This window comes from Pseudarthrobacter sp. LT1, assembly GCF_035621795.1.
GTDB lineage: Bacteria > Actinomycetota > Actinomycetes > Actinomycetales > Micrococcaceae > Arthrobacter.
The window spans coordinates 4,451,621-4,470,135 of the sequence record NZ_CP141830.1 but is presented as its reverse complement, the minus strand read 5'-3'; the positions used below and the strand labels follow the sequence as shown (position 1 = coordinate 4,470,135).

The 18,515-nt window shown below is 66.4% G+C and carries 15 protein-coding genes; 10 read left to right on the top strand and 5 right to left on the bottom strand.

The features are described from left to right. Positions 1-48: 48 nt before the first annotated feature. Positions 49-606, bottom strand: a complete 558-nt coding sequence (locus VIK36_RS20940) for an NAD(P)H-dependent oxidoreductase (protein WP_159629654.1) — start codon at positions 604-606, stop codon at positions 49-51. Positions 607-726: 120 nt separating this feature from the next. Between VIK36_RS20940 and VIK36_RS20935 the strand changes: the two genes are divergently transcribed. From VIK36_RS20935 to VIK36_RS20910, 6 genes are all read left to right on the top strand, one after another. Beyond that, complete coding sequence (locus VIK36_RS20935) at positions 727-1,347, top strand: TetR/AcrR family transcriptional regulator (RefSeq protein ID WP_420716233.1); 621 nt, start codon at positions 727-729, stop codon at positions 1,345-1,347. A 258-nt stretch (positions 1,348-1,605) separates the two neighbouring features. Further along, positions 1,606-2,589 carry an ABC transporter permease gene (locus VIK36_RS20930; RefSeq protein WP_324643518.1) on the top strand — a complete coding sequence of 328 codons (984 nt, stop codon included), beginning with the start codon at positions 1,606-1,608 and terminating at the stop codon, positions 2,587-2,589. A gap of 2 nt (positions 2,590-2,591) precedes the next feature. Continuing rightward, complete coding sequence (locus VIK36_RS20925) at positions 2,592-3,581, top strand: ABC transporter permease (protein ID WP_224023737.1); 990 nt, start codon at positions 2,592-2,594, stop codon at positions 3,579-3,581. Continuing rightward, positions 3,578-5,776 (top strand): ABC transporter ATP-binding protein, encoded by a 2,199-nt coding sequence (locus VIK36_RS20920; protein ID WP_324643517.1) that lies wholly within the window; start codon positions 3,578-3,580, stop codon positions 5,774-5,776. Before VIK36_RS20925 ends, VIK36_RS20920 begins: the two co-directional genes overlap by 4 nt. A gap of 49 nt (positions 5,777-5,825) precedes the next feature. Next, positions 5,826-7,541: an ABC transporter family substrate-binding protein gene (locus VIK36_RS20915; RefSeq protein ID WP_324643516.1), complete on the top strand. Its 1,716-nt coding sequence runs from the start codon at positions 5,826-5,828 to the stop codon at positions 7,539-7,541. A gap of 106 nt (positions 7,542-7,647) precedes the next feature. Beyond that, positions 7,648-8,709 (top strand): Gfo/Idh/MocA family oxidoreductase, encoded by a 1,062-nt coding sequence (locus VIK36_RS20910; RefSeq protein ID WP_324643514.1) that lies wholly within the window; start codon positions 7,648-7,650, stop codon positions 8,707-8,709. Positions 8,710-8,786: 77 nt separating this feature from the next. Here VIK36_RS20910 and ald read toward each other — a convergent pair whose 3' ends face one another. Then, the gene (gene ald, locus VIK36_RS20905; RefSeq protein ID WP_255175685.1) at positions 8,787-9,905 is read right to left on the bottom strand and encodes an alanine dehydrogenase; all 1,119 of its coding nucleotides are present in this window, start codon (positions 9,903-9,905) and stop codon (positions 8,787-8,789) included. Between the two features lie 233 nt (positions 9,906-10,138). Between ald and VIK36_RS20900 the strand changes: the two genes are divergently transcribed. Further along, entirely contained in the window at positions 10,139-11,359 is a 1,221-nt protein-coding gene (locus VIK36_RS20900; protein ID WP_420716232.1) for a PucR family transcriptional regulator, read from the top strand. Here VIK36_RS20900 and VIK36_RS20895 read toward each other — a convergent pair. Genes VIK36_RS20895 through ptsP form a run of 3 tightly spaced genes read right to left on the bottom strand, consistent with a single transcriptional unit; the run spans position 11,322 to position 14,302 of the window. Then, positions 11,322-12,140, bottom strand: a complete 819-nt coding sequence (locus tag VIK36_RS20895; RefSeq protein WP_324643513.1) for an alpha/beta hydrolase — start codon at positions 12,138-12,140, stop codon at positions 11,322-11,324. The genes VIK36_RS20900 and VIK36_RS20895 overlap by 38 nt on opposite strands. An 11-nt stretch (positions 12,141-12,151) precedes the next feature. Further along, on the bottom strand, positions 12,152-12,574 hold the full coding sequence (locus VIK36_RS20890; RefSeq protein WP_255173685.1) for a helix-turn-helix domain-containing protein: 423 nt from the start codon (positions 12,572-12,574) through the stop codon (positions 12,152-12,154). Between the two features lie 42 nt (positions 12,575-12,616). Beyond that, positions 12,617-14,302, bottom strand: a complete 1,686-nt coding sequence (ptsP, locus tag VIK36_RS20885; protein WP_255173684.1) for a phosphoenolpyruvate--protein phosphotransferase — start codon at positions 14,300-14,302, stop codon at positions 12,617-12,619. A 161-nt stretch (positions 14,303-14,463) separates the two neighbouring features. Here ptsP and VIK36_RS20880 point away from each other — a divergent pair, with 161 nt between their 5' ends. The 3 genes from VIK36_RS20880 (at position 14,464) to VIK36_RS20870 (ending at position 18,510) form a co-directional block, all read left to right on the top strand. Further along, positions 14,464-15,192, top strand: coding sequence for a TetR/AcrR family transcriptional regulator (locus VIK36_RS20880; RefSeq protein WP_159629673.1), 729 nt, complete (start codon positions 14,464-14,466; stop codon positions 15,190-15,192). 88 nt (positions 15,193-15,280) lie between these two features. Then, positions 15,281-17,347 (top strand): PTS mannitol transporter subunit IICBA, encoded by a 2,067-nt coding sequence (locus tag VIK36_RS20875; RefSeq protein WP_324643512.1) that lies wholly within the window; start codon positions 15,281-15,283, stop codon positions 17,345-17,347. Then, positions 17,347-18,510, top strand: coding sequence for a mannitol-1-phosphate 5-dehydrogenase (locus VIK36_RS20870; protein ID WP_255173682.1), 1,164 nt, complete (start codon positions 17,347-17,349; stop codon positions 18,508-18,510). Before VIK36_RS20875 ends, VIK36_RS20870 begins: the two co-directional genes overlap by 1 nt. The last annotated feature ends 5 nt before the right edge of the window (positions 18,511-18,515 follow it).

The following is an 18,515-nucleotide window of genomic DNA, read 5'->3' as shown; positions in this document are numbered from 1 at the left end:
GCAGCGCCCGGCACGCGGGAGGCGTGCCGGGCGCTGCGCCGCGGGGGACTAGGCGGCGGGAGCTGCTGCGGCAAGGGTGTCGAAGATGCCCTTGATCTGCTCTACAACCTCGGCGTCGTCCTTGGGGTGGACTTCGGCGAAGCGCACCATGGAACCCGGGACGGCGAGCTTGACGTCCTCCAGGATCCGGGCCCCTGCAATGCCGGCGGCCTTGCGGGCCTCATCCTGGGCCCAGACGCCGCCGTACTGGCCAAACGCGGTGCCCACGACGGCGGTGGGCTTGCCTGCCAGGGCGCCGGCGCCGAAGGGGCGGGACAGCCAGTCAATGGCGTTCTTCAGGGCGGCGGGAACCGTGCCGTTGTGCTCGGGGGTGACCAGCAGGACGGTGTCGGCTTCTTCGGCTGCGGCGCGCAGGGCTGCGGCGGCGGCAGGGACCTGGCCCTCGACGTCGATGTCCTCGTTGTAGAACGGGATGTTGCCCAGGCTCTCGTGGATCACCACGTCCACCTGCTCCGGGGCGTTGAGCTGGATGGCTTCGGCCAGCTTCTGGTTGGTGGACTCGGCGCGGAGGCTGCCGACAAGGGTAAGTACGGTGCTCTTGGTCATGGGAACTCCTGGCTAGGGGAGCGGCGGGGGCCGCTATCGGTCAAACTTCAGGCTCGCGGAGCCTTCACCAGACTAAACGGACCGTAGTCCGGTTGTATTCCCCATGCTTACACTGTCTGTGTGAGTTCCATCCCAGTGCGGCCGGGTATGGCCCCGGCAACGGCCGCGGAACGCAGCGATGCTGCCCGGAACCGGGAGCGCCTCCTGCTGGCTGCCCGGGAACTGATCGAGCAGGGCGGAGCCGCCGCGCTCACCATGGACCGCCTGGCCGAGCAGGCCGGCGTGGGCAAGGGCACCGTCTTCCGCCGCTTTGGCAGCCGGGCCGGGTTGATGCTCTCCTTACTGAACGACTCCGAGGCCGCGTTTCAAGCCCGGTTCCTGTTCGGACCGCCGCCGCTGGGGCCCGGTGCTCCGCCGCTCGCCCGGCTGATCGCCTTCGGAACCGAGCGGATCGCCTACGTGGTGGAATATGGGGACCTGGTGCTTGCTGCCGGAAATGCTTCCAGGGGAAAGTTCGAAGTACCCGCCGCCGCCCTCTGGGACCGGCATGTGGAGATGCTGCTGCGCGAAGGTGGAATCGACTCCCCGGAACCCTGGCTGATGGCCGGATCCCTCAACGCCACCCTCGACCCCGAGCGGCTCCTGCACCTTATCCGTGAACATGGCGTCACGCGCGAACGGCTGGCAACATCCTGGCGTGACCTTGTGACACGGGTTGTCACGGGCGCGAAGGTTACGTGATGGAGTGCTCCTGCGTCCAGTCACGCGGGCTTCACAGAACTATTCATAACGATCTGATACGGCGCGTCCAATTTCCGGGGATTCCGGCACTTTTCGGGTTGGGGCTTGTGATAGTTTCCTCTGGAATGTGACCCGCGACATAGTCCACCAGGACCTGCCCTAAGGGCTGCGGGAGGCCAGCTACCCGCTGGTGCAGGACCCGGTGAGGCGGCACAACCCGTGCTTGTCCGGGGAAGACGGAAGGATCCAGCAGCGCCCATGCTCAAGTACCTCGCCAAGCGCGGCATCACCTACGTGGTGATGATCTTCCTCACCACGTCCGCCGGCTACTTCCTGGCCGTCAGCTCGCTCAAGCCGGCGCTGCTCGAGCAGGAACGGATCCCCCGGCCCACCCCGGAGCAGGTGGCCAATTCCATGCGGCTGAAGGGCCTGGACCCGGACCTCAGCCCGTGGGAGCGCTACTTTGACTGGCTCACCGGAATCGTCACCCGCTGGGACTGGGGCCGCAGCCCCAACGGCGCCTACATCAACGCCGAGTTCGGGGACCGGGTCTGGATTTCCACCCGGCTCTTCCTGGCGTCCATCATCCTGACCCTGGTCATCGGCGTCGCGCTCGGCGTCTATTCGGCGGCACGCCAGTACAAGTTCCAGGACCGGGTCATCACGTCCTACAGCTACCTCGCCTACATCGTGCCGGCACCCATCGCCTACTTCCTGGTGCAGCTGGGCGCCATCAACATCAACGAATCCGTGGGCGACCGGATCTTCTTCGTCACCGGCATCTCCACCCCCGGCATCGCGCCGGGCTGGGCCCAGTTCGTGGACATGCTGGCCCACTATGCAGTCCCCACGGTGGCAATCACCCTTGTGGGGTGGGGCGCGTACCAGATTGCCCAGCGGCAATACCTGCTGGACAACGTGAACGCCGACTTTGTCCGCACTGCACGCGCCAAGGGGCTGACCCGCAACCAGGCCATTGCCCGGCACGCACTGCGCGTTTCGTTCATTCCGGTGGCCCAGAGCATCGCCTTCACCATCCCGGCCATCTTCGCCGGCGGCTTCTTCGCCGAAAAGATCTTCGCCTGGCCAGGCGTGGGGTCCTGGAGCATCGACGCCATCTCGCTGCAGGACGTCAACGCGGCCACGGCCACCCTGGCATACGGCTCCGTGATCTTCGCCCTGGGCGCCATCCTCGCGGACTTCGCCACCACGCTTGTCGACCCGAGAGTGCGGGTGCAGTAGCCATGACCAACCTGAACGCCGTTGACCCGGCAGCAGTGGCGCAGGATGCGCACCTGGAAAGCGCCGACGTCGTCATTGGCAAAACCACCATCATCTTCCGCCGCTTCCTGCGCAACAAGACCGCAGTGGCCGGCTTGGCCATCTTCCTGGCCCTGACCGTTTTCTCGTTCATCGGCGGTTTCTTCACCCAGTGGGACAAGGAAACCATCGACCCCTTCAACATCGGCATGCCCCCGTCGGCCGACCACTACCTCGGGACGTCGCAGGCAGGGATCGACCTGTACGCCATGACCGTGGAGGGCACCAGGATCTCCATCCTGATCGGCCTCGTGGTGGGCCTGGTGTCGGTCCTGATCGCCGCGGTCTACGGCTGCACCATGGCCTACTTCGGCGGCAAGGTGGACAAGGTCATGCTGTTCATCCTCGAAGCGCTGATCATGATGCCGGCGCTCCTGGTGGTTGCTGTGGCCACCAGCGGCGGCGGTGCCGGCCTGAAACGTGACCTTCCCTCGTGGCTTCTGCTCATCATCGTCCTGTTGGTGTTCAGCTGGATGGGCACCGCCCGCCTGATCCGCTCCATGTCCATGTCGCTGATGCAGCGTGACTTCGTCAAGGCGGCCCAGTACATGGGTGTCCCGCCGCGCCGGATCGTCTGGCGGCACCTGGTGCCGAACATCGGCTCGCTGCTGATCCTGGACATCACCCGCGGCGTCACCGCAGCCATCCTGGCCGAGGTCGCCTTCTCCTTCATCGGCATCGGCATCAAGGTCCCGGACGTGAGCCTGGGCGTGCTGATCGGCCAGGCCACCTCCCAGGTGCAGACTTTCCCCTGGATGTTCTGGGTGCCGCTCACCGTGATGTTCCTGCTGACCGGCTCCCTGGCCATGATGAACGATGGCCTGCGCGACGCCTTTGACCCCAGCTCCACGTCCAGCGGCAAAGCAAAGAAAGCCAAAACCCGGAAGATCACCGCGGAAAAGAAGGCGGCATGAGCAGCGAAACCACCACCGGAGCCACGGATTCATCACGTCCAACCGTGGAGCGCCTGCACGTGGCAGGGCTGCAGGCCCCCGGCGACGCCGTCCTGTCCGTCCGCGACCTGAACGTCCGCTTCAACACGGAGAACGGTACCGTGCATGCCGTCCGTGGCGTCGACTTCGACCTGATGCCGGGCAAGACGCTCGGGATCGTCGGCGAATCGGGGTCCGGCAAGTCCGTGACTTCCCTGGCCATCATGGGGCTGCTCCCGCCCACGGCCCAGGTCTCCGGCTCCGTCCGGCTCAAGGGCCGGGAGTTGCTGGGGCTCAGCGACAAGGACATGTGCAAGTACCGCGGTAACGACCTCGCCATGGTCTTCCAGGACCCGCTGTCATCCCTCACCCCGGTGTTCACCGTGGGCACCCAGATCATCGAAGCGCTCACTATCCACCACCCCACCATGAGCCGGACCGCCAAGGAAGCCCGCGCCGTCGAACTTCTGGCCATGGTGGGGATTCCCAGCCCCAAGGACAGGCTCAAGGCCTTCCCGCACGAATTTTCCGGCGGCATGCGCCAGCGCGTGATGATCGCCATCGCCATAGCCAATAACCCCCGCGTCCTGATTGCTGATGAGCCCACCACGGCCCTGGACGTCACCATCCAGGCCCAGGTCCTGGAGGTGCTCCACACGGCGCAGGAGGAGACCGGAGCCGCCGTCGTCATGATCACGCACGATCTTGGCGTGGTGGCCGGGATGGCAGACGACATCATGGTCATGTACGCAGGCAGGCCGGTGGAAACCGGTGTCGTGGATGACATCTACTACAACCCGCGGATGCCCTACACCATGGGCCTGCTGGGCGCCGTTCCCCGCGTGGATGTGGCAGAGAAAGCCTCGCTCGTTCCCATCGAGGGCATGCCGCCCAACCTGCTGCACGCCCCCACCGGCTGCTCGTTCGCTCCGCGCTGCCCCCTGGCCTCGGAGGCCTGCCTGGATGGCGAGCCCGCACTGGCACCCGTTGACGACGGCGCCCAACACCGCGCGGCCTGCATCAAGTCCGGCTCACTCGGCGGAACCGTGGATGTGCACGACGTATTCGCCGCCCCGCCCGTGCCGGTGTCCCGCTTCGATGCCATTCCCAGGGAGGAGCGGTCCACCGTCCTGCAGCTCACGGACGTGCGGAAGCACTTCCCGCTGACCAGGGGCGCCCTGATCAAGCGAAGGATCGGCACTGTTAAGGCCGTGGACGGCCTGAGTTTCGATATCCGTGAAGGCGAATGCTTTTCCATCGTGGGCGAATCGGGTTCGGGAAAGACCACCACGCTCCTGGAGATCATGGAGTTCCATCCGGACCAGGACGGTGAGGTGGTGATTGGTGGCCTGAGCAACAAGCAGGCAGCCGATGCCAGGACCAAAGCCAAAATGCGGCGCGAACTCCAGATGGTGTTCCAGGACCCCACGGGCGCACTGGATCCGCGGTTCACGGTGTACGAAGTCCTTGCCGAGCCCCTGCAGAACGCGGGGATGGACCGGGCTGCGATCAGGAAGCGGATCATGGAGCTGGTGAAGCTCGTGGGCCTGCAGCCGGACCACGTCAACCGCTTCCCCAACCAGTTCTCCGGCGGCCAGCGCCAGCGGATCGGGATAGCCCGCGCACTGGCGGTGAACCCCAAGCTGGTGGTCCTGGACGAGCCCGTCTCGGCCCTCGACGTCTCCGTCCAGGCCGGTGTCATCAACCTGCTGGACCACCTGCGCGCCGAACTGGGCCTGAGCTACCTGCTCGTGGCGCACGATCTCTCCGTGGTCCGTCACATCTCCAACCGCGTGGCTGTCATGTACCTGGGAAAGATCGTGGAGATTGGCGCCGTGGAACGGGTGTTCGACAACCCCCGCCACCCCTACACCCGCGCCCTCCTCTCCGCGATCCCGGTGCCGGACCCCCAGCTGGAACGCACCCGCGAACGCATCATCCTCCAGGGCGACCTGCCCTCGCCGCTGCAGGCACCGAAGGGCTGCAATTTTGCCACCCGCTGTCCCGTCTTCGCCGCACTCCCGCCGGCCAAGCAGGAGAAGTGCCTCACCCTTGAGCCGCCCCTGGAAACGGCGTCCTCCGCCACTGACCAGCAGTTCGCCTGCTTCTTCCCGGACGGGGAGCTGGATGAGGACATGCTGGTGGTCCACGAACCGGTAGACAACCATGCGCCCTGAGATTTTTCGACCCCAAAGCACCACCACTCGCACCAATGAAGGGAAAACCATGAGGAAACTGAACAGGATCGGCGGAGCTGCAGCCGTTGCTGCGGCCCTGGCGCTGACGGCCTGCGGCGGTGGCGGTGCCAGCGGCCCCGAAACAGCCAAAGGACAGGAATCCGGAAGCGACCTGTCCAAGCTGATCAGCATCAACGAGAAGCCGGCAGCCGACCTCCAGCAGGGCGGCAAGGTCACCCTTCCGCTGGGCAACATCGGCCCGGACTTCAACGGGTTCTCCAACAACGGCAACAGCGCGGACAACTCCGCCCTGCAGATCCCCATGAACCCGGTCGCCATGAACAGCGGCGGCATCGGCGGCTGCTGGAAGGTGGACTTCAAGGGCAAGGTCACGCCCAACCCCGACTTCTGCGAGTCAGTGGACAGCGAGGTCAAGGACGGCAAGCAGACCATCACCATCAAGGTGAACCCCAAGGCCACGTACAACGACGGCACTCCCATCGACGTCAAGGCCTTCAAGAACACCTGGAACATCCTCAAGAGCCCCGACGCCGGCTACGACATCGTCAGCTCGGGCGCCTATGAGTTCGTTGACTCCGTCGAGGCCGGCAGCAGCGACAAGGAAGTCATCGTCAAGACCAGCCGCCCGGTCTTCCCCGTGGATTCGCTCTTCTTCGGACTCATCCACCCCGCCGTCAACACCCCCGAGATCTTCAACGAGGGCTTCAACGGCAACATGCACGCGGAGTGGATGGCAGGCCCCTTCAAGCTGGACCAGTACGACACCGCCGCCAAGACGGTAACCATGGTTCCGAACGACAAGTGGTGGGGCCAGAAGCCGGTCCTGGCCAACGTAACGTTCCGCCAGCTGGAAACCAGCGCGCAGATCGCCGCCTTCAAGAACGGTGAAATCGACGCCATGTCCGCCAACACCATCTCGCTGTACAAGCAGCTGGACGGCACGAAGGATTCGGACATCCGCCGTGGCCAGCGCCTCTTCGCCGGTGGCCTGAACCTGAACGCCCAGCGCATCACCGACGTCAACGTCCGCAAGGCCATCTTCGCCGCCGTGGACCGCGAAGCCCTCCGCAAGGTCCGCTTCAACGGGCTGAACTGGGAAGAGCCCAGCAGCGGTTCCATGATGCTGCTGCCGTTCTCCGAGTACTACCAGGACAACTACCCGGTCAAGGAAACCGGAGCCGATGCGGCCAAGAAGGTCCTCACCGACGCCGGCTACAAGGCCAACGCCAACGGGATCATGGAGAAAGACGGCAAGCCCGCCGCCTTCAAGATCAGCAACTTCGGCGACGACCCCACCACCCTGGCCGTGGCACAGACCCTGCAGAAGCAGCTCCAGGCCGGCGGCATGGATGTGGGCATCGACCAGCGCGCCTCCGCCGACTTCGGCAAGGTGCTGGGCAGCCGCGAGTTCGACCTGAGCATCTCCGGTTACACCGTGGGCCCGGATGCCACCGACGCCGTGAAGCAGTACTACGACTCCAAGGTCAATGAGAACAAGCTGGGCGACGCCGAGCTGGATAAGAAGATCGCCGACCTCGCCTCCATCGAGGACAACGCAGCCCGCAACAAGGCAGCGATGGACGTGGAGAAGGAGCACATGGCCAAGTACTACTCCATGGGCGTGGTCTTCAACGGCCCGCAGATCTCCTTCGTCCGCACCGGACTGGCCAACTACGGCCCGTCGCTCTTCCAGAGCACCTCGCAGGTCCCGGACTGGACCACCATCGGCTGGGTTAAGAAGTAACCACCCGCAGCCCGATCGAAAAGCCGGCACCCCAGGTCTTCCAGGGGTGCCGGCTTCTTTTAATCAGGCGTTTTAACCACGCGGGACCGGGGGTAGCGTTGCTTCCATGACCGGAACTGAAGGCGACCCCCGCACCATCCGCACCGCCGTCGTCGGCTACGGGCTTGCCGGCAGCGTCTTCCACGCACCGCTGCTGGCAGCCAACACCAGCTACTCGCTGGACGTCATTGCAACGTCCGACGCCGGGCGGCAGGCAAGTGCCTCGTCCCGGCTTCCGGGCGTGGAGGTGGTGCGCGACGGCGCCGACGTCGTCAGGCGGGCAGCGGACCTTGACCTCGTGGTCCTGGCGACGCCGCCCATGACCCACTACCCGCTGGCAAAGGCTGCGTTGGAGGCGGGGCTGGACGTGGTGGTGGACAAGCCGTTCGCGGTCACCAGCGCGCAGGGACAGGAACTCATTGCGTTGGCGGGTCAACTGGGCCGGGTGCTGACCGTGTTCCAGAACCGCCGGTGGGACGGGGACTTCCTGACCCTCCGGAAGCTGCTGGCGGCCCAGGCCCTGGGCAAAGTGACCCGGTTCGAGTCGCGGTTCGAGCGGTGGTCCCCTGCCATCGCCAAAGCCTGGAAGGCGCGTTCCACCGCTGCCGACGGCGGAGGGGTCCTGTTCGACCTGGGCAGCCACCTGATCGACCAGGCCCTGCAGCTGTTCGGCCCGGCCACCGTCCTCCACGCGGAATTGCAGGCTCGGCGGTCCGACGAGCGGGCTGACGACGACGTCTTCCTGGTCCTGCGGCACCAGTCGGGAGTGATCAGCCACCTGGCCATGAATGTGCTGTGCGCCCAGCAGGGGCCACGCTTCCGCGTGCTGGGATCGATCGGCGGCTTCACCAAGAACGGCGTGGACCCGCAGGAGCCCTACATTGTGGCAGGTGGCAGCCCCCTGGACGGGGACTACGGTGTGGAGGCACCCGAATGGGCCGGGCTCCTGGGCCGCGACGGCCATCTGGACCGCCTGCCCACCGAACGCGGGAACTACCCGGAGTTCTACCGCCTGCTGGCAGGCAAGATCCTCGACGGCGGCGCACAGTCATCCCTGCCCCTCCCCGTGAACCCGGAGGACGCCGTCGAGGTCCTCAAAATCATAGAAAGGGCAAGGGAGCTGGGTTAAATGACTCATCGATTGCTCCGTAAGCGCCGTTCTGAGGGTTCAAAAGGACGATTACGGAGCAATCGATGAAGGGGGGCTTAGGCCGAGACGAGCTCGTGCCAGTCAGCCACGAGGGGCAGGTTGTGGGCCTCGGACACGGAGTGGTGTGCCACGTGGCCCGCAGCGATGTTGAGGCCGGCAGCCAGGGCCGGGTCGCGGTCGAAGGCGGCCTTGACGCCCAGGTTTGCCAGGGACACCGCGTAGCGCAGGGTGACGTTGGTCAGCGCGTACGTGGAGGTGTTGGGTACGGCTCCGGGCATGTTGGCCACGCAGTAGAAGATGGTGTTGTGCACCTTGTACGTGGGTTCCTGGTGCGTGGTGGGGTGGGTGTCCTCGAAGCAGCCGCCCTGGTCCACGGCGATGTCCACCAGGACGGAGCCGGGCTTCATCCGGGCCACGAGGTCGTTGGTGACCAGCTTGGGGGCCTTGGCGCCGGGGATGAGGACAGAACCGATCACCAGGTCGGCGTCCACCACTGACTTTTCGATTTCGTACGTGTTGGAGGCAACGGTCTTCAACCGGCCCTGGTACTGGGCGTCCAGTTCGCGCAGGCGGTTGATGTTGATGTCCAGGATGGTGACGTCGGCACCCAGGCCCAGGGCCATGGCGGCGGCGTTGGTGCCGGCCACGCCGGCGCCCAGGACAACGACCTTTGCGGGGCGGACGCCGGGCACGCCGCCCATCAGGACGCCCTTGCCGCCGGCGGGCGCCATCAGGGAGGTGGCGCCGACCTGGACGGACAGGCGGCCGGCAACTTCGGACATCGGTGCCAGCAGGGGCAGGGCCCGGCCCTCCTGGACGGTTTCGTAGGCGATGGCGGTGACGCCGGAGTTGATGAGCTCCGTGGTGAGCTCCGGCTCGGCGGCCAGGTGCAGGTAGGTGAAGAGGATCAGGCCCTTGCGGAAGCGGTGGTATTCGGCCTTGATGGGTTCCTTGACCTTCATCACCATGTCCGCGCGGGCCCAGACGTCATCGGCCTCGTTGACGATCTCGGCGCCGGCGATCGAGTATTCCTCGTCGGTGATGCCCGAGCCCAGGCCGGCCCCGCGCTCCACCAGCACGGTGTGTCCGTGGGTAAGGAACTCGTGGACGCCTGCCGCGGTGATGGCCACGCGGAATTCGTTGTTCTTGATTTCTTTGGGGACGCCGATGATCATCGTCTGCTCCAGTTTTTGGGGCCGGTAGGCCGAAAAGGCGGAAGGATTTTCGTGTTTCAACGATAAATCCCGCTGTGAGCCAGACGACATGAAGCGGCAAGGGCCGGTGGGCCAAAACCGTGCCATTCCGCGGATTTTGGCTGTTCCAAGTCGACATATGTCGAGCCCTGAAGCGTCAGGTGTCGCCTCGTGTCCGTTCGTCCGCGGGGCCGCCGGGGCAGTACTGTTGGCCCATGCAGCAGCAGGGTGTGGAACAGCTCGTCGAACAGGTGGCGCAGAAGCTGGGCCGTGGCCTGTCCCTTGAGGACCTGGACGGACTGCTGCTTGCCTACAGCTCCAACCAATCCCATGCCGACCGCGTGCGGGTGAACTTCCTGCTGAGCAAGAAGGTTCCGGCGGACGTGAGCGCGTGGCAGCTCTCCCATGGGATCGCCACCGCAGTGCGGCCCGTGGTGGTCCCGGCCAACCCGGACCTGGGCATGCTGGGCCGGGTGTGCGTCCCGCTGATGGTCCGCGGTTTCCGGGTGGGTTACCTCTGGGTGCAGCAGGATTCAGCGGAGGAAAGCCCGACGGCGATCCTCACCCAACTGCCGGGCGTCAACCACGAGCTTGAGCTGCTGTCCGGGCTCCTGCTCGACTCGAACACGGCCGAATCGGAATTCCGGCGGGGCCGTGAGCGGGAATTCCTGGCCGCGTGTGCCGGAGAACCCAATGCCGTGGCAGCTGTGGCCGGGTGGAAGGAAGTCCAGGGCAGGGGTCCCTGGCAGATGGTCACGGTGCTGGACGCGGACGGCTGGGCCAGCGGCCCGGACCCCATCGCTTCCACCCTGATCCACCGGTCCACCGCGCTCCAGGCCACGGTTGGGGTGGATGCCGCCCTCTTCAGTGCCGGCACGGAGACGCATTCGGTGGTGCTGTTCCGCGAATCGACCGGCCGGGCCAACCATGCCCAGGTCCTGGTGCACTACCAGCTGGAGTTGGCCAAGCGCTCCGGCCGCCCGGTGCACCGGATCATCCTGGGCATCAGCGAAGGCTTCGCCAAGACGCGCCAGCTCTCCGAGGCATACCGGCAGTCACGGATGGCGGCCCAGGCCGCCGCGGTGGATCCCCAATTGGGCGAGCTGGTGGACTGCAGGGCCACCGGCGTGTACCAGCTGCTCGCGTCCGCCGGGGGAGGGGTAGGTGCCTGGGCCGACTCGGGCTCGGTGTACTTCCGGATGCTCGAGGACCACGACCGCAACGGCGAGCTCATTCCCGTCCTGGAGCTGCTCTACGACAATGACGGCTCAGTCCAGGATGTAGCGGCCAAGCTCCACCTGCACCGCAGCAGCATCTACAACAGGCTGGGGCGGATCCGGCAGCTGCTGGGGGTGGATCCGCTGAAGGGAATGCCCCGGCTGGAACTGCACGCCGCCCTCAAGATGCGGCGGTGGGCGGCGCGGCCCAGGATTTGATGGCCGCCGCCACCTGCCGCGGGCGCACGTGCTGGACCACGTGGCCCGCCCGGGGAATCTCCACGAAGCTTCCCTCCGGCACCACCTCGGAAAGCCGGAGCGACCAGTCGGCGCCTGCCACCTGGTCGTGGTTACCGCGCAGCACCAGGACGGGCACATTGATGCCGGCCAGCCGCCGTTCCGTGGGGTAGGCCATCATCACGGGGAGCTCGGTGAAGTACCAACGCGGCCCGCAGCGGAAGTAGTCCGAGAAGACGAGCCAGTTGGAGGACGCGTTTTCGCGGAGGAGGGCGTCCAGGAAAAGCGCCAGCCCCTGCCGCCGCACGCTTCGGTACCGGGAGTCCACCACCGGCCCCATGAGTACCAACCGGTGTGCCTGCCCCGGGGCGTAGAGGGCGGCTTCGATGGCGAACTGCACGCCCATGGAATGTCCCACCAGGATGTAGGAACCAATGCCGCTTGCTTTCAGGGCCTGGGCGATGAAGGCGCCATGGTCGGCAACGGACAGCTGCCGCTCCGGCCTGGGCGTCCCGGCGAAGCCCGGCAGGTCCAGCGAATAAGTTGGGGCAACGGCGGCGAGTTCGCCGTGGAGGCGCCGAAGGTAGCGGTGGGAGACGCCGATGCCGTGAATGAGGACATAGGCGGGCCCTGCGGGGGCTCCGGCAGCGTCCGGCCGGGGAGGGGGCGTCCCGTCAGCCCAGAAGATGCGGCCACGTAAACCGTTTGCTTCCACGTCGGCGGAGCGAAGCGCAACGTCTTTCCGTAGCCGCGGCCACGCCATGCGGGGCCGCACTACCCGGCCGTGCCGGCGTGCCCGCCGGCGTCCTTTTCGTGCTTGCGCTTTTGCTCCGCAAGCTTCTGCTTCTCCAGCCACGTCATGATGTCGGCAGTCCGGATCCGGCGGTGCGATCCGCGGTACTCCACCGGGATCTCGCCGCGGTCCGTCATGTTGCGGAGGTAGGTGTGCGAAATCCCGGCCAGTTCGGCCGCCTGCGAGGTGGTCAGCATCTCCTCCACGCTGCTCACGGTCACCGTTTCGCCGCGTCCCAGCCTGGCGAGGAGATCCACGACGGCGTCCCTCGCCTGTCCGGGCAGCCGGTGGACCGTCCCGTCCACGAACACGGTGATGTCATTGCTGTCCTCGAGGGCGCGCGTCAGGCTGCGGGCCTCGCCGGCGGGCAGGCCCGCCGTGACGCGGGGGGCTATCAGTGCCATGGACGTAGCCTATCCCGGGTGTGGCCGGCGTGCCCGCAGGCGTCAGAGCCCCAGTTCCTCCAGGACCGGGAGCTTTTCCCGCACCCAGGCGCGGGCTTCGGTGGCGCTCGGCGCGGACAGGGCCAGCTTGGCCAGCTCCTGGGCTTCGGACAGGGTTACGGTCTTCAGGACCGCTGCCACCGCGGCAAGGGACCGCGCCGTCATGGACAGGGTGCTGACGCCAAGGCCGGTGAGGACGACGGCGAGGGCGGGATCGGCGGCAGCCTCACCACAGACGCCCACGGGCTTGTCGTGGCCCTCCGCGCGGGACCCTTCGACGGTCAGTCCAACGAGGCGCAGGACCGCGGGCTGCCACGGGGTGTTCAGGTTGGCCAGTGGGCCGAGTTGGCGGTCGGCAGCCATGGCGTACTGCGTGAGGTCGTTGGTGCCAAGGCTGGCGAAGCTGACTTCGCGCAGGATGGCCTCGGCGGTCAGGGCCGCGGAAGGAACCTCCACCATGACGCCGGGGGTTTTGATGCCGGCGTCCGCGCACATCGAAGCGAAGCGCGAGGCTTCCTCCGCGGTGGAGATCATGGGTGCCATTACCCAGACGTCAGCCTGGGACTGCTGCTGGGCCAGGGCGATGGCCTCGAGCTGCCGGTCCAGGACGCCGGGGGTGGTGAAGTCGGTGCGGTAGCCGCGGACACCAAGGGCCGGGTTGGGCTCCGTGGAATCGGTCAGGAAGGGCAGGGGCTTGTCCGCGCCCGCATCGAGCGTGCGCAGCACCACCTTCTTGCCGGGGAAGGCATCGAAGACGCTCTTGTAGGCAGCCGCCTGCTCCTCAACGGAAGGTTCGGTGTCCCGTTCCAGGAAGCAGAACTCGGTGCGGAAGAGGCCTACGCCCTGGGCTCCGAGCTTGGCGGCGGCTTCGGCGTCCTTGCCGCCACCCACGTTGGCGAGCAGCGGCACCTGGTGGCCATCCGCCGTCGTGCCCGTGCCGGTGAACTCAGCCAGCAGCGACGCCGTGGCTGCCCACGCTTCCGCCGTTGCACGGAGGGTCTCGTCAGGTTCAGCGGTGATGCTGCCGCCGGCGCCGTCCACGTACACCTCGGTGCCGTCCGGCAGTTCGTCGACGCCCACCGCGGCAACCACGGCGGGCAGGCCGAGGGAGCGGGCGATGATGGCAGTGTGGGACTGGGGGCCGCCGCCTGCGGTGACCAGCGCCAGGACCTTGTTCGGGTCAAGGGTTGCCGTGTCCGCGGGGGCAAGGTCCTCTGCCACCAGCACGAACGGGGTGTTGGAGGCGGGGATGCCGGGCGCGGGCACGCCCCGCAGCGCGGCGACAATCCGGGCACGGACGTCCAGGACATCGGTGGCGCGTTCTGCCATGTAGCCGCCCAGGTTGTGCAGCATCTCGGACACAGAGGAGCCGGATTCCCAGATGGCGCGTTCGGCAGAAACACCCCGGGCCACCAGCTTGGCCGCCCCCTTGATCAGCATGGTGTCCTTGGCCATCAGTGCAGTGGCCTCCAGGACAGCCTTGCCGTCGCCGATGGCGTGCGCGGCGCGCTCCTTCAGCTCGTCGTGCACCGCCTGGGAAGCTGCCTTCAGCGCTGCGGTGGCTTCCTCGGCAGTGGTGTCCGGAGCCAGCTGTTCACCGGCGGGAGGCTCACTGATGGGTTTGGGCATCTGCCGGATGGTGCCGATGACGCGGCCTGGGCTGACGCCTACTCCTGGGAAGTTCTGCACTGAAGGTCCTCATTCTCTGCCGGTAGACAGGCCCGCCAAGTTCTCCGGCGCCGTGCCGGGTCCGCCGGAGGACTGCTACGTCCAGGGGCGGGAAACGTGCCTGAAAATATTGTATGTGATTCAGTTCATATAGCAACGCTATAGGTGCTAGGGTAGCGGTTATGAGTTTGGATGGCCAGCTTCCCCCCAAAATGCGGCTGCTCCGTGCTGCCGCGGAACTGCTGGCAAATTCGGCCGGAGCTCCGGTCTCCACCCGCCAGATCACCCAGCTGGCAGGGGTTTCGGCTCCCACCCTCTACCACCACTTCGGTGACAAGGAAGGTCTGTTCGACGCCGTCGTCGCCGCAGGGTTTGAGGAATATGTCGCGGGCGAAAGGGATTTCGCCCCCTCCGGACAGCCCCTTGAGGACATCCGGAGAATGTGGGACAACCACGTCCAGTTCGGCCTGAACCAGCCCGAGCTGTACCTGGTGATGTTCGGCAACATCCGTCCGGAAAGCCGGCCTGCCATCGTGGCGGATGCCGAGGCGCTGATGGAAGAGATGCTGAATAAAGCAGCGGCGGCGGGCCAGCTGAACGTCCAGCCCAGGGAAGCGGCCAGGTCCATCCTGGCGGCCAACGTGGGCGTGACGCTCATGCTGATCGCGGAGCCCGCCACCGAACGCAACCTCGAACTGTCCACCATGACCCGGGACGCCATGATTTTCGCGGTGTCTGCCGAGCCCGCCAGCGGCCCGGCCCCGGGCGGCACCGGGAAGTCCTCGGTGGTGGTGGCAGCGATCGCCCTGAACGCCGCACTTCAGGCCTCGCACTCTGACCAGCTTTCCAGCTCGGAACTCAAGCTTTTCCTCGAATGGCTCCACCGGATCTCCACCAGCCCGGCCGGATAGCCCCACAACCCCGCATTACCCAGCAGTACGTCGTCGTAATCATCGGACCAATCCTGCGGAGCAGCAGGAATGACGGTTAGGAAATCACATGGCAACAGAGACAGTTGCAAAACCCCGCACCAGCGCGCGCGTGCACGTCCAAAAGTTCGGGACATTCCTGTCCGGCATGATCATGCCCAACATCGGCGCGTTCATCGCCTGGGGCATCATCACCGCCCTCTTCATCGAGAAGGGGTGGCTGCCCGTTCCGCAGCTCGGTGGTTTCGGTGAAACCGGCGGGAAGCCGAACATCGGCCTGGTAGGCCCCATGATCACCTACCTCCTGCCGCTGCTGATCGGCTACACCGGCGGCAAGATGGTCTACGACGTCCGCGGCGGCGTGGTGGGAGCCATCGGCACCATGGGCGTGATCGTGGGCGCCGGCATCCCCATGTTCATCGGCGCCATGATCATGGGCCCCCTGGGCGGCTGGACCATGAAGAAGATCGACTCCATCTGGGACGGCAAGATCCGCCCCGGCTTCGAAATGCTGGTGAACAACTTCTCCGCCGGCATTTGGGGCGCGCTCCTGGCCCTGCTGGGCTTCTACGGCATCTCCCCGCTGGTCACCGCCTTCAGCACGGCCGCCGGCAACTTCGTCCAGTTCCTGGTGCAGAACGGCCTCCTGCCGCTGACCAGCATCTTCATCGAACCCGCCAAGGTCCTGTTCCTGAACAACGCCATCAACCATGGCGTCCTCACCCCGCTGGGCGTGCAGCAGTCCCTGGAGCAGGGCAAGTCCATCCTGTTCCTGCTGGAAGCCAACCCCGGTCCCGGCCTGGGCCTCCTGCTTGCGTACACGTTCTTCGGCCGCGGCGCCGCCAAGGCATCGGCTCCCGGTGCAGCCCTCATCCAGTTCCTCGGCGGCATCCACGAGATCTACTTCCCGTACGTCCTGATGCGCCCGCTGCTGATCCTGGGTACCATCGCCGGCGGCATGACCGGCATCGCCACCCTGGCCATCACCAACTCCGGCCTGGTGGCACCCGCCGCGCCTGGCTCCATCTTCGCCGTCCTGGCGCAAACCTCCCGCGACAGCTACTTCGGGGTGATCCTCTCCGTGGTGCTCGCCGCGACGGTTTCCTTCCTGGTGTCCTCGGTCATCCTCCGCACCACGAAGCACAGCGATGAGGCCGACCTGGGTGACGCCACCGCCCGCATGGAGGCCATGAAGGGCAAGAAGAGCTCCGTCGCCTCCACCCTCACCGGTGCCGGTGCCGGTGCCGCTGCCGCGGGACGCGGCGGCGTGGGCGTCCTTGCCGGCCCCGTGCGGAACGTGGTGTTCGCGTGCGACGCCGGCATGGGCTCCAGCGCCATGGGCGCCTCGGTGCTGCGGAACAAGATCAAGGCTGCCGGCTTCCCGGACGTCAAGGTCACCAATGCCTCCATCGCCAACCTCACGGACACCTACGACGTCGTGGTCACCCACCAGGACCTCACGGAACGCGCCAAGCCGGCCACGTCCAGCGCCGTCCACTACTCCGTGGACAACTTCATGAGCAGCCCGCGCTATGACGAGATCGTCGAGCTGGTCCGGGACAGCAACACTGAGGGTGGAACGGCCGACGCCGGCACCACCCACGGTGCCCACGCCGCGGACGCCCCCGTGGACGCAACGCCCGCTGCCGCGGGAACAGCTGCAGGTGCGGCGACGGCAGGCGGAACAGCCGCCGCCAACGGAACCTCCGAGATCCTGGCCCGCGAGAGCGTGGTGCTCACCGGTTCGGCCACCACCCGCGATGCCGCCATCGACGAGGCCGGCCGGCTCCTGCTGGCGCGGGGCGCCGTGGATGAGGGTTACATCACCGCCATGCACGAGCGCGAGGAATCCGTGTCCACCTACATGGGCAGCTTCCTGGCCATCCCGCACGGCACCAACGCCGCCAAGGACCACATCCGCAAGTCCGCGGTTTCTGTCATCCGCTACCCGGAGGGCATCGACTGGAACGGCAAGGAAGTGAAGTTCGTGGTGGGCGTGGCAGGCATCAACAACGAGCACCTGCACATCCTGTCCTCCATCGCCAAGGTGTTCACCAACAAGGAGCAGGTGGCCCGGCTGGAGGCTGCCACGTCCGAGGACGAAGTCCTGGAGCTCTTCGGAAAGGTCAACGCATAGTGAAGGCTGTACATTTCGGTGCCGGCAACATCGGCCGCGGCTTCGTGGGCCTGCTCCTGCATGACGCAGGCTACGAGGTGGTGTTCGCGGACGTGGCTGAGGAACTCATCACCCGGCTCTCGCAGGCGGACAGCTATGCGGTGCACGAGGTGGGGGAGAACCCCGCCGTGCGCACCGTGGACAACTTCCGGGCGCTGAACTCCAACGCCCAGGAAGCGGAGCTGGTCCACGAAATCGCGACGGCGGACATCGTCACCACGGCGGTTGGCCCGCACATCCTGAAGTTCGTGGCGCCCGTGATCGCCAAGGGCATCGTTGCCAGGGAACCGGGGCTTGCGCCCCTACAGGTGATGGCCTGCGAGAACGCCATCAACGCCACGGACATCCTGGCCAAAGAGGTGGCCTCCCAGCCTGGTGTCACCGCCGCAGTGCTCGACGGCAAGGCAGTCTTCGCCAACACCGCCGTGGACCGGATCGTGCCCAACCAGGAGGCCGGGCAGGGCCTGGACGTGACGGTGGAAACCTTCTACGAGTGGGTCATCGACCGCACCGCCTTCGGCGATTCCGTTCCGGTGATTCCGGGAGCCACCTTCGTGGATGACCTCTCGCCCTACATTGAGCGGAAGCTGTTCACCGTGAACACCGGGCATGCCTCTGCCGCGTACCTCGGCTTCGAAGCGGGCGTGGAGAAGATCTCGGACGCCATGGCGGACCAGGATGTGGCCGAAGACGTGCGTGCGGTGCTCGAGGAAACCAAGCAGCTCCTGGTGGCCAAGCACGGATTCAGCAACGACGAACAGGAGGCCTACGTCCAGAAAATCCTGGTCCGGTTCTCCAACCCGTACCTCCCGGACACCGTGACCCGGGTGGGCCGTGCGCCGCTGCGGAAGCTGAGCCGGCACGAACGTTTCATCGGCCCGGCGGCGGAGCTGGCGGAACGCGGCGTGGTGCCGGAGGCCCTCCTCGGCGCCATTGCCGCCGCCCTGCGGTTCACGGATCCCGGCGATGCCGAGGCCACCGAGCTGGCAGGCATCCTGGGCTCGGCCAGCCCGGCCGATGCCACGGCGAAGATCACCGGGCTCGAGAAAGACCATCCGCTGTTCAATGCCGTTGCCACCCTGGTGGAGGAGCGGCAGGCGGAGCTGGCCGGCACCCCCGCCTGACCGGA